At 64.4% G+C, this 13,485-nt stretch carries 8 protein-coding genes; 5 read left to right on the top strand and 3 right to left on the bottom strand.

Annotated features, from left to right (window positions below):
- Nucleotides 1-33: 33 nt before the first annotated feature.
- The 3 genes from MRBLMU1_RS01670 to MRBLMU1_RS01660 all read right to left on the bottom strand — a co-directional run bounded on the left by MRBLMU1_RS01670 (nucleotide 34) and on the right by MRBLMU1_RS01660 (nucleotide 6,559).
- Nucleotides 34-2,226, bottom strand: a complete 2,193-nt coding sequence (locus MRBLMU1_RS01670; protein WP_363496030.1) for an alpha-glucuronidase family glycosyl hydrolase — start codon at nucleotides 2,224-2,226, stop codon at nucleotides 34-36.
- A gap of 26 nt (nucleotides 2,227-2,252) precedes the next feature.
- Nucleotides 2,253-5,123, bottom strand: coding sequence for a glycosyl hydrolase 115 family protein (locus MRBLMU1_RS01665; protein ID WP_363496027.1), 2,871 nt, complete (start codon nucleotides 5,121-5,123; stop codon nucleotides 2,253-2,255).
- 116 nt (nucleotides 5,124-5,239) lie between these two features.
- Nucleotides 5,240-6,559 (bottom strand): SGNH/GDSL hydrolase family protein, encoded by a 1,320-nt coding sequence (locus MRBLMU1_RS01660; protein WP_363496025.1) that lies wholly within the window; start codon nucleotides 6,557-6,559, stop codon nucleotides 5,240-5,242.
- A 51-nt stretch (nucleotides 6,560-6,610) separates the two neighbouring features.
- Here MRBLMU1_RS01660 and MRBLMU1_RS01655 point away from each other — a divergent pair, with 51 nt between their 5' ends.
- The 5 genes from MRBLMU1_RS01655 (at nucleotide 6,611) to MRBLMU1_RS01635 (ending at nucleotide 13,399) form a co-directional block, all read left to right on the top strand.
- Nucleotides 6,611-8,008 (top strand): enolase C-terminal domain-like protein, encoded by a 1,398-nt coding sequence (locus MRBLMU1_RS01655; RefSeq protein ID WP_363496022.1) that lies wholly within the window; start codon nucleotides 6,611-6,613, stop codon nucleotides 8,006-8,008.
- Nucleotides 8,005-9,204, top strand: a complete 1,200-nt coding sequence (locus MRBLMU1_RS01650; RefSeq protein WP_363496019.1) for a fumarylacetoacetate hydrolase family protein — start codon at nucleotides 8,005-8,007, stop codon at nucleotides 9,202-9,204. Before MRBLMU1_RS01655 ends, MRBLMU1_RS01650 begins: the two co-directional genes overlap by 4 nt.
- Before the next feature lie 82 nt (nucleotides 9,205-9,286).
- A complete protein-coding gene (locus MRBLMU1_RS01645; RefSeq protein ID WP_363496458.1) occupies nucleotides 9,287-10,054 on the top strand; it encodes an SDR family NAD(P)-dependent oxidoreductase in 768 nt (255 codons plus the stop codon).
- Nucleotides 10,051-10,923, top strand: a complete 873-nt coding sequence (locus tag MRBLMU1_RS01640; RefSeq protein WP_363496017.1) for an SMP-30/gluconolactonase/LRE family protein — start codon at nucleotides 10,051-10,053, stop codon at nucleotides 10,921-10,923. The genes MRBLMU1_RS01645 and MRBLMU1_RS01640 overlap by 4 nt, the downstream gene beginning before the upstream one ends.
- A 91-nt stretch (nucleotides 10,924-11,014) precedes the next feature.
- The gene (locus tag MRBLMU1_RS01635) at nucleotides 11,015-13,399 is read left to right on the top strand and encodes a glycoside hydrolase family 3 N-terminal domain-containing protein (RefSeq protein ID WP_363496014.1); all 2,385 of its coding nucleotides are present in this window, start codon (nucleotides 11,015-11,017) and stop codon (nucleotides 13,397-13,399) included.
- The last annotated feature ends 86 nt before the right edge of the window (nucleotides 13,400-13,485 follow it).

Raw genomic sequence — 13,485 nt, 5'->3', positions numbered from 1 at the left:
CTGTAGATGTGATTTTAGCAAATGATTTCCGTGTTATCCCCGGCCCGGCGCATACGGGAAGTGAATGGCCTTGTAGTAGTCCAGCGGTTTTGGCGGCGGCGTAACCCCCGGCGGCAGCGGCAAGCCGTTCACCGACTGGAAGTAGGCGATGCAGGCGTTGCGCCACAATTCGGCGTTGGCGACCTGGCGTTGCAGACGCTGCGCTACTTCGGCATGGCGGCGGGCGTCGATCAGCGGCCGCAGCGCCATCCAGCGTGATTGCAGCTCGCGCGCGCCGCGCACGCCGGTGTCGTAGCGGTGTATCAGTTCGGCCCACAGCGTGCGGCCCGACGGCATCGCGTAGTCCCACGGCAGATGGTGGAACCACAGCAGGAATTGCGCCGGCGTGGTGCGCGGATCGGCGTACTGGCGCGCGATCTCCGGCGCATATTGCGCCAGCGCGTTGGTGCCGCCGGCGGTGCGGTCGAAGCCGATGCCGTCGCGGGCGGCGCGATGGTAGTAGACCGGATTCCAGTCGGCGCGCTCCAGATTGTCGATCCATGGCGCCGGGCCGTGGTGATGCGAGGTGCCCATCATGTGATGCAGGCCTAGTGGCGTCATGTAATCGACCACGGTCTCGCGCGACATCATCATGATGTCGACCACCGGCGCGGTTACGCGGGCGTCGGGACTGAAGGTCTGGGCGGCCCATTCGACGGCGATGTCGCGCGCCGACGCCTGCGGGTCCCAGGCCAGACGGCCGAAGGCGTACCAGTTGGCCTGGTCGAAGTGGTGGCCGGTCCAGTTGCGATCCGTGCCGATATTTGCCACGCCGGCCATGCCCGTCAGTGCCGGGCGCCCGGCCGACGCCGCAGGCAGGGCTTTGCCTTCAATGACCTGGGCCACCGTCAGGCCTTGCGGGGCACGTTTGGTGTCGGCATGCAGCGTCTCCTCGAACATCGTGCCCAGGTAGGCCAGGTCGGTGGAGAAGCCGAGATACTCCTTGGTGATCTGGAACTCCATCATCAGCGGCGTCTTGGGCATGCCGCCGAACAGTGGATGGAACGGCTCGCGCGGCTGGAAGTCGATGGCGCCGTTCTTCACCTGTACCAGCACGTTGGGTGCGAACTTGCCGTCGAGCGGCGTGAACTCGTCGTAGGCCTGCTTGGCGCGGTCGGTGGCCTTGTCGTCGCCGTGCGCGTAGACGAAGGCGCGCCACATGACGATGCCCTGGTGCGGCGCCACGGCGGCGGCCAGCATGTTGGCGCCGTCGACGTGTGTCCGGTTATAGTCCTGCGGGCCTGGCTGGCCCTCCGAATTGGCTTTGACCAGGAAGCCGCCGAAGTCCGGGATCGCGCGATAGATCTCTTCGGCCTTCTTGCGCCACCAGGCCTGCACCGCCGGCGAGAGCGGATCGGCGGTGTCGGTTTCCTTCAGTTCCAGCGGTGTCGAGAACCGCGCGGACAGGTACACCTTGATGCCGTAGGGGCGCAAAATGTCGGCGACGGCTGCGGCCTTGGCGATAAAGTCGGCGGTCAGTACTTCCGGCTTGGAGTTGACGTTGTTTAGCACCGTGCCGTTGATGCCCAGGGAGGCGTTGGCGCGCGCGTAATCGGTGTAGCGGCGGTCGGCGATGTCCGGCAGCGCCCACCAGTCCCAGATCGAGAAACCGGAGTAGCCCCGTTCCACCGTGCGGTCCAGGTTATCCCAGTGGTTCAACAGGCGCAGTTGCAGCTTGGGCGCCGAACTGGCTTCCGGTGTCTTGCCGGTGGCGGCGGCGCGCAGCCAGGCGAAGGAGCCGTACAGCAGGCCGATGTCGCTGTTGGCGGCGATCAGCGTCACGTTGTGGCCTTGCAGACGGGTGTTACGAAGCAGGTAGCCTTCCTGGCCCAGCGTCGCCAGCTCGGCGCGCAGCGGGGAGGAGGGCGCGGCCAGTTCCGGCAGCGTCGCCGGCGTCGCCAGCACCAGCGAGCCGTCGCGTATCGCCGCCGATGTCGCCGGGACGCTTCCCAGCATGCCTTTCAGACCCGTTTGCAATTCGGTGAGTGCGGCCTGCGAAGTGGGGGAGGGCTTGCCCGCCAGGACCAGCGTCCGGACCAGCGGCTGGAGTTTTGCCTGGGCCGCGCGCTCCAGCGGGTGGTATCGCAGCCACAGGTCGTAGCCGTCCTCGTCGGCGGCGTATGCCGGCGCGGCGGCGGCCAACGACAACAGCACAGTCGCCATCAGCTTCATAAATATGTTTGCCATCTTGTCTCCGTTTTGTATTTTTTTAATCAGCGTGCGCGCGGGCTTTCGGGTGGCCCGAGATAGCTGTCGCGTTGGCCACCGGTGTCGACCACCAGTTTTTGCAGCACCAGGGCGGGATCGATCACCCAGAATTTCAACGTGTGTTTGCCTGCGCTTTCTATCACGTGCCGGGAGGTCATCACGGTGGCGCCATGCGAGACGGTGCGTTCCCATGCTTTTTCGGAGCTGTCCGCATGCAGGTTGACGATCCGCGGCGCTTCGTCGTCGAATGAAATAGCATAGCGCAGGCCTGGTCCCGGCTGGATTTTCTGGGTCGGCGCCAGCGTGGCGTGCACGGTGACCTGGCCTTTGGTGGTGAGCTGCATCTGATACTCAAGCCGCATTTGCGGCACGCCGTCCGGCGGGGCGTCGACCGGCAGCGTGGTCATGCCCGATATCGTGCGGCCATGGTCGGGAATACGCAGCCATTCGCGCTTTTCGGGCGCCACCGCGCGGGTGTAGTGTTCCGCTTCCATCGACACCACGCCGGCGGTTTCGATAAAGTCGCCCTTGGCCGCCTTTGTCATACTGGTTGCCCGGCGCAGCGGAACGGCGACCGTGGTTTTGGCGCCGTTCGGGCCCGATACGGTCAAGGTCGCGCGATCCACGCCGGCGGGGACGTCGGCCCAGCGCACGTCCACGCCGACGCGCTGTTCGCGTTCCACACGGCCCGCAGGCTTGTCGAGTAAGATCCACGGCGCGCTGGCGGTTATCTTGTAGTCGAATGATTGCTGGCCGCGATTAAAGATTTCGATGTGGCGCGGGCGTGCCTCGAACGCGTCGAGGGCTGGCAGCGCCAGGGTGTCGCCGGCTGGGCCGGGCCAGACATTGGCGTTGCCTTCGACGGCCACGCCCATGTCGCCCTCTTTGGGAACCTGCACCTCGGTCACCGGCGGCATTACATTGCGCGGCGGCTGGTTCCAGTAGGTGTAGCCCAGGTGGGTCTGCGACATCATGTGGTTCCATTTGCCGCCGGCGATGTCCTCATGATAGCGCCGCACCAGTTCCGCATCCTGCTGGAACAGCTGGCGCGTGCGCGCCGCAAGGTCGTTGGTGGAGGTGCGTCCCTGCAGGCCGTAAAGACGGTTCATGCCGGCGGTGACATACAGCTCGTTGACCACGGCGCTGGCCTGCACCGGATAGAGCACCAGCTGGAAGAAGGCATCGCGCTTGGCGGCCGGCAGCGCGGCCGAAATACGTTCCGCGCGCGTGGCGATATCGCGGTACTCGTCGACGATGCGCTCCGCCTCGCCATAGTTCACCAGGCTGTAGGTGGTCGGTTCCAGCTGCTCAGGTTTGCGGCGCCCGTTGTACTTCGCGTACTTGGCGACGATGTCGGCGATGTCGTCGGCGTGTTCCGGGCCGAATTCACGCGTCGCCCATAGTTTCAGGTAGTCCGGCAGGCGCTGCGCCGGCCAGGCGGCGGGGTTCCACGCGTAGGTCAGGAAGAATTCGATCGGCACTTCCATCGGTTTGAGGTCGCCCACGTTGACGATCCACATGCGGTTGGCCTGATACTGCCACGCCAGATGCATCTGCTCCCAAATTTTGGGCAGCGGGGTGACGTTGATCCACTTATAGGAACGCGGACCTCCGACGTAGTCGAAATGGTAGTAGACGCCAGCGCCGCCGGCGCGCTTGCGCTCCTCCTGCGTCGGCAGGCGCCGGATATTGCCCCAGTTGTCGTCGCACCAGAGCAGCATGACGTCATCGGGAACGCGCATGCCTTTCTCGTAGTAGTCCTGGACCTCCTTGTACAGCGCCCAGGTTTGCGGCACTTTGGTAACGTCCGGGTTGATCTCCTTGGCGATGGCTTCGCGCTGGCGGCTGACGATGCGTTCCAGCAGGGCGACGTTGGATTCCTCCGACATCGGCTCGTCTCCGTCGCCGCGCATGCCGATGGTGATCATTTTTTCATAGTCGCGCGTGTTGCGCAGGCCTTTGCTCCAGAAGTCATCCAGCACGCGTGCGTTCTTGTTGTAGTCCCACGGGCCTTTGCCCTGGCGTTTCCATTCCTGCTGCGCGCGCATCATCGGTTCGTGGTGGGAGGTGCCCATGACGATGCCGTACTCGTCGGCCAGCTTGCCGTTCAATTTGTCGTCGTCGTAGAAGGCCGAGTTCCACATCGCCGGCCACAGGTAGTTGGCGCGCAGGCGTAGCAGCAGCTCGAATACCTTGGTGTAGAACTCGTGGTTGTAGCCACCGTAGCGCTGCTTGACCCAGCCGGTCAGCGCCGGTTGTTCGTCGTTGAGGAAGATGCCGCGGTATTGCACCACCGGGGCGTCGCTGACGGCGACGGGCGCGGAGGCGTAGATGCTGGCGTGGCTTTGCGCCGGCACGTCGGCCCACCACTGCCATGGCGATACGCCGATCTGCTCGGAGATTTCGTAGATGCCGTAGATGGCGCCGCGCTTGTCGCTGCCGGCGATGACCAGGGCGCGTTCGACGCCGGGCAGCGGATTGCGCAGTGTTTGTACCTGCCAGCCTTCCCATTTGCCTTCGATGGCGGAGACGTTCAGTTTGCCGGCGCTTATCAGTTGGTCGATCAGGGGGCTTTTGCCGATGGTGCCGATGATGATGACGTCGGCGCCCGCCGGTTTGCCGGTTTGCTCCAGCGCGGGACGGGCGGTGCTGACGCGGGCAATGTCCTCCTGGAGGTCGCGCGCGGCGCGGAGGACGCCGGGGTGATCGGTTTGGTCGACGTAGATGGTGGCGGCGCGGCCGGCGTTCGCCAGCGTGACGGCGTCGGGGGCCGGGGTGTCGAAGGTCGCCAGGCGTTTTTGGCCTAACGCTTGGGCGGGGAGGGCGCAGGTTAGCAGCGCCAGGAGGACGGCGCCTGCGAGGTGGAGTTGTCTCATTTTTTTAATGGTTATCCATTTTTTTGTGTTTGTGGCCTGTTGCATTGGCTGCTGGCGGAGCTTGGCGGATTACGCTTCGCTAATCCGCCCTACGTGTTTCCTCGGTGTCTCTGGTGTCAGTTTCCTGGTTTTTTGCAGTTGCGGCGGAGTAGGTCCAATGGGACCGCTTCGGCCAGGGCGCGGTAGCCTGCCAGTGACGGGTGCAGGTGGTCGCCGGAGTCCAGCGGTTTGCTGATTCTTTTCGGGTCGGCGGGGTCGCGTAGCGCTGCGTCGAAGTCGACCACCGCGTCGAACACGCCGGAGTTGCGTATCCAGTCGTTGAGTTCCTGGCGGTCGGCTTCGTTTTCCGGCTCGGGGTGGTAGTAGTCGCTGCCCACGTATGGGGTGATGGTTGCGCCAATCATACAGATGCCGCGCGCCTTCGCGCGCTCTGCCAGCTGGCGATGCGCGAGGCGCAGATCGGCCAGCAGTTTTTTGCGATCGGCGGGAAGGTCCGGCGTGTTGCGGTGCTGGCCGCCCAGGTCGTTGACGCCGATGAACACCAGCGCGTGCGTGACCCCGGCGCGCGAGAGCACGTCGCGGTCGAAGCGTGACGCGAGATTCGGTCCCAGGCCGTCGCGCAGCATGCGGCCACCGCCGATGCCGGCGTTGACCACCCCCACTTGCTGGCCATCCTGGCGCAGACGCGCCGCCAGCAGGTCCGTCCAGCGGTTATTGCCGTCGGTGGTGACGCCGTAGCCGTCGGTGATCGAGTCGCCGACGGCGACAAAGGCGCCGGTGCCGCGCGGCGCCTGTACGTCGACATCGCTCACCAGGAACCAGCGTCCGATGGTCCCGGCTTCGGCCCATTCGGCGTCCATGATGCGGTTGCCCTTGGTGAAGAAGCTGGTGGCGCGCGAGCCGGAGTGGCTGGTTTGACGCGGTGGCGCCTCCTTGAAGTACAACGACACGGCGAGGTCGCTGGCCGGTTTTACCTCCAGCGCCACCGCGTCACTATAATATTCGGCGCCGGCGGGTATCATCACCGATGTACTGCCGTCGAAGGTGAGCGCGCGCGAGGTGGCGCCGTCGATCCGCGCTTTGCCCGGGGCCAGCGCGAGGGCGACACTGGCGCCTTCCACCATCAGCGGCGCGGTGCCGTGCACATTGCTGAGCCGCACCCGGAGGCGGCTGCCGCCCAGTGAGAGGCGCACCGTCTGGCGCAAGCTGCCATCGCGCCAGTTCGCGGCGGGCAGCTCGTTGGGCGCGTCGGGGATCTGCTGCGCCGTGCCCCAGGAGGCGACCCAGCGGCTATCCCGGGCCGGGACTTCGCCGCCCGGGGCGGGGCCGTTCAGCGACGCGCAGGCGGTCAGCGCCAGAGCGGGTACGATCGCCGCCAGGGCGGTGACTAACAATCCGCCGAAGCGGACGTATGACGCGTGTTGACTTGGTCGCATAAATCCTTCACACTGGTTAAATGTTAGCGCTTATCATTTTAGGGTAAAGGCATGGTACAGGCAACAAATTTAGACAAATCGGCAGCCCCAGTAATCACGGAAATGCGCGTCATCCCGGTGGCGGGCCACGACAGCATGCTGCTCAATTTGTGCGGCGCGCATGCGCCATACTTCACCCGCAATCTGGTGCTGTTGAAGGATAGCGCGGGGCATACCGGAATGGGGGAAGTGCCCGGCGGCGCGGGCATACTGCGGGCGCTGGAAAACGCCGTTCCGCTGGTGGTCGGCACGCAGATCGGCCGTTATAACCGCACCCTCAACGGCATCCGCGACGCCATCGCCAACAAGGATGTCAGCGGCCAGCAGTACCAGGTGACGTCCGAGGCCGAGGCGCAGGTGTTGAAGCAGCCGCACGAGATCAACCTGCGGCTGGAAAACGTGGTCACAGCCGTCGAGGCGGCGCTGCTCGATCTGCTTGGTCAGCATCTTGGCGTGCCCGTTTGCGAGCTGCTGGGGGCGGGCCAGCAGCGCGACAGCGTGCCGATGCTGGCGTATCTGTTCTACATCGGCGACCGCAAGCGCACAGACCTCGATTACCTGGCCGGGCAGGGCGCCGCAAGCGACTGGTATCACATGCGCCACCAGGAGGCGATGACACCGGCCGCCATCGCCAAACTGGCCGAGGCGACGGTCGATAAATACGGCTTCCGCGACTTCAAGCTCAAAGGTGGCGTGATGCATGGCGCCGAGGAGATGGAGGCGGTGGCGGCGATCAAGGCGCGCTTCCCCGATTCCCGTGTGACCCTGGACCCGAACGGCGCCTGGTCCCTGCGCGAGGCGATAGATATTTGTCGCGGCAAGGGCCACCTTCTGGCCTACGCCGAAGATCCCTGCGGCCCCGAGAACGGCTATTCGGGCCGCGAGATCATGGCCGAATTCCGCCGCGCGACCGGCATCCCGACTGCTACCAACATGGTAGCCACCGACTGGCGCCAGATGGCCCATTCGCATTTGCTCGGCGCGGTCGATATTCCGCTGGCCGATCCGCACTTCTGGACCATGCAGGGCTCCGTGCGGCTGGCGCAGCTTTGCCACGAATGGGGACTGACCTGGGGCTCGCACTCGAATAACCATTTCGACGTGTCGCTGGCGATGTTCACCCACGCGGCGGCGGCGGCGCCGGGTAAAATCACCGCCATCGATACGCACTGGATCTGGCAGGAAGGCCAGGAGCGCTTGACGCGCGAGCCGCTGCAAATCGTCGGCGGCGAGGTCCGGGTGCCGAAGGCGCCGGGTCTGGGCATCGAGCCGGACATGGATCGCATCGAGGCGGCGCACGAACTGTATAAGAAAGTGGCGTCCACCGCGCGCGACGACGCGATGGCGATGCGCTATCTGGTGCCCGAATGGACGTATTACCCTAACAAACCGAGTCTGGGGAGAACATGAAAAATCAACTGAAGCACGCACCGACAGCGGTGCATTTGCCGGCCGATCTGCCGCAGGCCCTGCTCGTTGGCCGTGTGTGGCGCGATGACGTCAATGGCCCATGCGTGGTGGTCGTGCGCGACGGCGAAGTATTCGATATCACCGCCCGCAGCGCCACCGTCGCCGATCTGCTGGACCAGGACGATCCCGCCGGCTTCGCGCGCGCCGCGCAGGGCGAGTCGCTGGGCCGCGTGGAGGCGCTGATCGAGGCCGCGCTGGGCGCGGATGCCAATACGCGCAGTCCGCGCCTGTTGGCGCCTTGCGATGTGCAGGCGATAAAGGCTTGCGGGGTGACTTTCGCGGTCAGCCTGCTCGAGCGCGTGATCGAAGAACAGGCCGGCGGCGACGCGGCGCGCGCCGATGCGTTGCGCGCCACCCTGCTCAAGGATATCGGCGCCGACCTGTCGGCCATCAAACCCGGCTCGCCGGAAGCGGAAAAACTCAAGCAGCAGTTCATCGAGCGCGGCGCCTGGTCGCAGTATATGGAAGTGGGCATCGGGCCGTATGCGGAGGTGTTCTCCAAGGCGCAGCCGATGTCCGCGGTCGGCTTCGGCGCCGATGTCGGCTTGCATCCGGATTCGAAGTGGAACAATCCGGAGCCGGAGGTCGTGCTGGCCGTGAACAGCCGCGCGCAGGCGGTGGGCGCCACGCTGGGCAACGACGTCAATCTGCGCGACATCGAAGGCCGCAGCGCGCTCTTGCTGGGCAAAGCCAAGGATAACAACGGCTCGTGCGGCGTGGGACCGTTCATCCGCCTGTTCGACGGTTCCTTCACCATCGACACCGTGCGCAATGCCGAACTGCGCCTGCTGATCGAGGGTGCCGACGACGGCTTCCGCCTCGACGGCGAAAGCCGCATGCGCGAAATCAGCCGCGATCCGCTGGATCTGGTGGCGCAAACCGCCGGCGCGCATCACCAGTATCCGGACGGCTTCATGCTCTTCCTCGGTACGATGTTCTCGCCGATCAAAGACCGTGGCGCGCCGGGTGCGGGCTTCACCCACAAGCTGGGTGACCGGGTCAGCATCGCCAGCCCTTCGCTCGGTACGCTGGTCAATCACGTGCAGCGCAGCGACGCCATCGCGCCATGGACTTTTGGCGTGCGCTCGTTGTACCGCAATCTGGCGCAACGCGGTTTGCTGGGGGATGTAGCGTAATAGCGGGAGGCGGACCTGAATCAACTAATAAAATAAAATGGAGATGAACAAGATGGTCCAAGCAACTTCCGCGAGGAAGAAGATGGTGTATGCGACGTATCCGAACCTGGCCGACAAGCGCGTACTGATCACCGGCGGCGGCACAGGCATCGGGGCGGCGTTGGTGGAGGCATTCGCCGCGCAGGGCGCGCAGGTGTGCTTCATCGATATCGTGGACGAGGCGTCGCGTGAACTGGCGTCCAGCCTGGGCGCCGCCAAGCATCCGCCGCGCTTTTTTCACTGCGACCTGACCGACCTCGATGCGCTGGCGCAGGTGATGGCCACGATCGAGAGCGAGTGCGGGGCCGTGGAAATCATGGTCAACAACGCCGCCAACGACCACCGGCATGAAGTCAAGGAAGTCACGCAAAAGTATTGGGACGAGAGCATGGCTGTCAATCTGCGGCACCAGTTCTTCTGCGCGCAGGCGGTGGCGCCAGGCATGAAGGCCGCCGGCACCGGCGTGATCCTGAATTTCGGCTCGATCTCCTGGCATCTGGCCTTGCCAAAACTGACGCTGTACGTGACCGCCAAAGCCGCGATCGAGGGAATGACGCGCGGGCTTGCGCGCGAACTCGGCCCGTTCGGCATCCGCGTCAACTGCATTATCCCGGGGTCGGTGCGCACGCCGCGCCAGATGGCGCTGTGGCATACGCCCGAGGGCGAGCAGGAAATCCTCGACGCGCAATGTCTGCACGAACGGGTGGAACCGGAGGATATCGCCGCGATGACGCTGTTCCTGGCGTCGGACAACGCCGGCCGCTGTTCCGGCCGTGATTACTTCGTCGATGCTGGGTGGTACGGCGCATGAGTACATTCCAGATCGAACCCGAATGCATCTGGGCCTTGGGCGCGACCCTGGGCGAAGGCCCCGTGTGGCACGCCGAGAACCACGCCCTGTATTTTGTCGATATCAAGGAGCGCAAGGTGCATCGCTGCGGCGAGGACGGCGGCTTGCGCCAGAGCTGGAGCCTGCCCGATGAAGTAGGCTTTGCGCTGCCGATGCGCGGCGGCGACTTCGTTTGCGGCCTGCCGGGGCAGTTGATGCGGTTTTCGTTCGACAGCGGCGCCTTGGACCTGCTGCACGAGGTGGAGACGGATTTGCCGGGCAACCGTTTGAACGACGGGTATATCGACCGTCACGGCGCCTTGTGGTTCGGCTCCATGGACAACGCCGAGGTGAAGGCCAGCGGCTCGCTGTACCGCGTGCAGCGCAAGGGACAGCCGCGCCGCAAGGACAAGGGCTACGTCATCACCAATGGGCCGGCCTGCAGCCCGGACGGCCGCACCTTCTACCACACCGACACGCTTGAGAAGACCATCTACGCCTTCGATATCGACGATGCCGGCCATTTGACGAACAAGCGTGTTTTCGTGCGGATCGCGGGGGAAGGCTACCCGGATGGCACGACCGTCGATTCCGATGGCGCCGTGTGGATCGCCCTGTTCGCCGGCGCGCGCATCGAGCGCTATTCGGCCCAGGGTGAGTTGATCGATACCGTGGCCATGCCTTGTTCGAACATCACCAAGATCGCTTTCGGCGGTCATGACCTGCGCACGGTGTTTGTTACGACTGCCCGCAAGGGGTTGTCGGAAGAGGAGTTGGCTGGCCAGCCCTTGGCCGGTGGCGTGTTCCGCTTCCGCGTTCCGACGCCAGGTCAAATCCAGCATCAGTTTTGAAGTGGGGTTTTCATACCCCTGAAATCGTTTTCATATTATAGTAATACGGTAGCATCGGAAAACCAACTAAAAACAATTGGAGACGCAGCACATGAAAAGTAACCGCAGGCAGTTCCTGTCCTCGATGACCGGCGTCGCCGGCCTGTCCGTGATGTCGGCGCCGATGGCGCTGGCGGCGGCCGCGCAGGCGCCTTACAAGAATCCTTCGCTGCCGCTGGAAAAGCGCGTGGACGATCTGCTGGGCCGTATGACGCTGGACGAGAAGATCGCCCAGCTGCAGTGCATCTGGCAAAAGAAGACCGAGATGCAGGATGCCGCCGGCGAGTTCTCCGCCGAGAAGGCGAAGAAGAACTACCCGAACGGCATGGGCATGCTGGGACGTCCCTCCGACCGTCAGCTCGGCCAGGCGGCAGGCGCCGGCGACACCGGCGAAAAGGCCAACCGCAACGCGCTGGAGACGGCGAACTACGTCAATGCGGCGCAAAAATGGGCGGTCGAACAGACCCGCCTTGGCATTCCGATGCTGACGCACGAGGAAGCGCTGCACGGCTACGTGGCGCGCGACGCGACCAGCTTCCCGCAGGCGATAGGCCTGGCGTCGTCGTTCGACCCGGAGCTGGTCGAGAAGATTTTCAGCGTGGCGGCGCGCGAGATGCGCGTGCGCGGGGCCAATCTGGCGCTGGCGCCGGTGGTCGACGTGGCGCGCGAACCGCGCTGGGGACGGATCGAGGAGACCTACGGCGAAGACCCGTACCTGTGCGGCGAGATGGGCAAGGCGGCGGTGATCGGCTTCGCCGGCAAGGACAAGATGCTTGCCAAGGACAAGGTCTTCGTCACGCTCAAGCACATGACGGGCCACGGCCAGCCGGAGAGCGGCACCAACATCGGCCCTGCCGAAATCAGCGAGCGCACCTTGCGCGAGGACTTCTTCCCGCCGTTCGAAAAACTGATCAAGGAAACCAACGTCGGTGCCGTCATGCCGTCGTATAACGAGATCGGCGGCATCCCGTCGCACGCCAATCACTGGCTGCTGCACAAGGTGCTGCGCGAGGAGTGGGGCTTCAAGGGGCTGACGGTTTCCGATTATTTCGGCATCAAGGAACTGGTCACGCGCCACAAGCTGGCCGCCGACTCGAAAGAGGCAGGCTTGCTGGCGTTCAAAGCCGGCGTCGATGTCGAAACCCCGGACGGCGAGGGCTACCTGGCGCTGGCGGCGCTGGTGAAGGAAAAGCGCATCAGCGAAAAAGAAATTGATGTCGTGGTGCGCCGCGTGCTGACCTTGAAGTTCCAGGCGGGCCTGTTCGAGCAGCCATACGTCGATGCCAAGGTGGCCGACAGTCTGACCGCCACGCCGGACGCGATTGCCCTGGCGCGCTTGTCCGCGACGCGCACGCCTGTGCTGCTGAAGAACGACAAGGGCCTGCTGCCGCTGAACGCCAAGAAGGTCGGCAAGGTGCTGCTGCTCGGGACCCACGCCAAGGATACGCCGATCGGCGGCTACTCCGACATACCGCGCCATGTGGTGTCGATCTATGACGGCCTGCTGGCGGAGAGCAAGGCGCAGGGCTTCGAGCTGGCGTATTCGGAAGGCGTGCGCATCACCGAGGAGCGCATCTGGGGTAAGGACGAGATCAAGTTCGTCAAGCCCGAGGTCAATGCGAAGCTGATCGCCGACGCGGTGCAGGCCGCAAAATCGGCGGACATTATCATCATGGTGCTGGGCGATAACGAGCAGACCAGCCGCGAGGCCTGGGCCGACGAGCATTTGGGCGATCGTGCGAGCCTGGATCTGATGGGGCAGCAGAATGATCTGGCGGCGGCGATCTTCGCGTTGGGTAAGCCGACCGTGGTGTTCCTGCTGAACGGGCGTCCGCTGTCGGTCAACCTGCTGGCGGAGAAGGCCGATGCGCTGATCGAGGGCTGGTACATGGGGCAGGAGACCGGCCACGCGGCCGCCGATCTGTTGTTCGGCCGCGCCAACCCGGGGGGCAAGCTGCCGGTGTCGATTGCCCGCAATGTCGGCCAGTTGCCGGTGTTTTATAACCATAAGCCTTCGGCGCGCCGTGGCTACATCGACGGCAGCACCAAGCCTTTGTATCCGTTCGGGTTCGGGTTGAGTTACACGACCTTCGATATTTCGGCGCCGCGTTTGACCAAGGAGTCGATCAGCGTGGGTGGCTCGACTTCGGTGCAGGTGGATGTGACCAATACCGGCAAGTTGGCGGGCGATGAAGTGGTCCAGATTTACATTCGGGATGATGTCAGTTCGGCGACGCGCCCGGTTCTGGAGTTGAAGGCGTTTAAGCGCGTGACCTTGCAACCGGGTGAGAAGCGCACGCTGACGTTCGAGATCAAGCCGTCGGATCTGTGGTTCTTTAATGCGCAGATGAAGCGGGTGGTGGAGCCGGGTAGTTTTACCATCCACGCGGGTCCGGATAGCGTGAAGTTGAAGTCCGTGAAGTTGATGGTGGGGTAGTCGAATCAGGCCGCGTTCGGGCGCCGTTTCAACCCGCACGGCGGCGAACAAGGGTCGGACCCCGTACGGGGTCCGACCCTGCGGCT

The sequence above is a fragment of the Burkholderia sp. LMU1-1-1.1 genome (genome assembly GCF_040675865.1).
Taxonomy (GTDB): Bacteria; Pseudomonadota; Gammaproteobacteria; order Burkholderiales; family Burkholderiaceae_D; genus Rugamonas.
This window is presented reverse-complemented; position numbering and strand designations above follow the sequence as displayed.

Excerpts from the sequence above, each read along its gene's own strand:
- MRBLMU1_RS01665 (WP_363496027.1), bottom strand. The coding sequence starts at position 5,123 with ATGAGACAACTCCACCTCGCAGGCGCCGTCCTCCTGGCGCTGCTAACC.
- MRBLMU1_RS01660 (WP_363496025.1), bottom strand. The coding sequence starts at position 6,559 with ATGCGACCAAGTCAACACGCGTCATACGTCCGCTTCGGCGGATTGTTA.
- MRBLMU1_RS01655 (WP_363496022.1), top strand. The coding sequence starts at position 6,611 with ATGGTACAGGCAACAAATTTAGACAAATCGGCAGCCCCAGTAATCACG.
- MRBLMU1_RS01640 (WP_363496017.1), top strand. The coding sequence starts at position 10,051 with ATGAGTACATTCCAGATCGAACCCGAATGCATCTGGGCCTTGGGCGCG.
- MRBLMU1_RS01650 (WP_363496019.1), top strand. The coding sequence starts at position 8,005 with ATGAAAAATCAACTGAAGCACGCACCGACAGCGGTGCATTTGCCGGCC.
- MRBLMU1_RS01645 (WP_363496458.1), top strand. The coding sequence starts at position 9,287 with ATGGTGTATGCGACGTATCCGAACCTGGCCGACAAGCGCGTACTGATC.
- MRBLMU1_RS01670 (WP_363496030.1), bottom strand. The coding sequence starts at position 2,226 with ATGGCAAACATATTTATGAAGCTGATGGCGACTGTGCTGTTGTCGTTG.
- MRBLMU1_RS01635 (WP_363496014.1), top strand. The coding sequence starts at position 11,015 with ATGAAAAGTAACCGCAGGCAGTTCCTGTCCTCGATGACCGGCGTCGCC.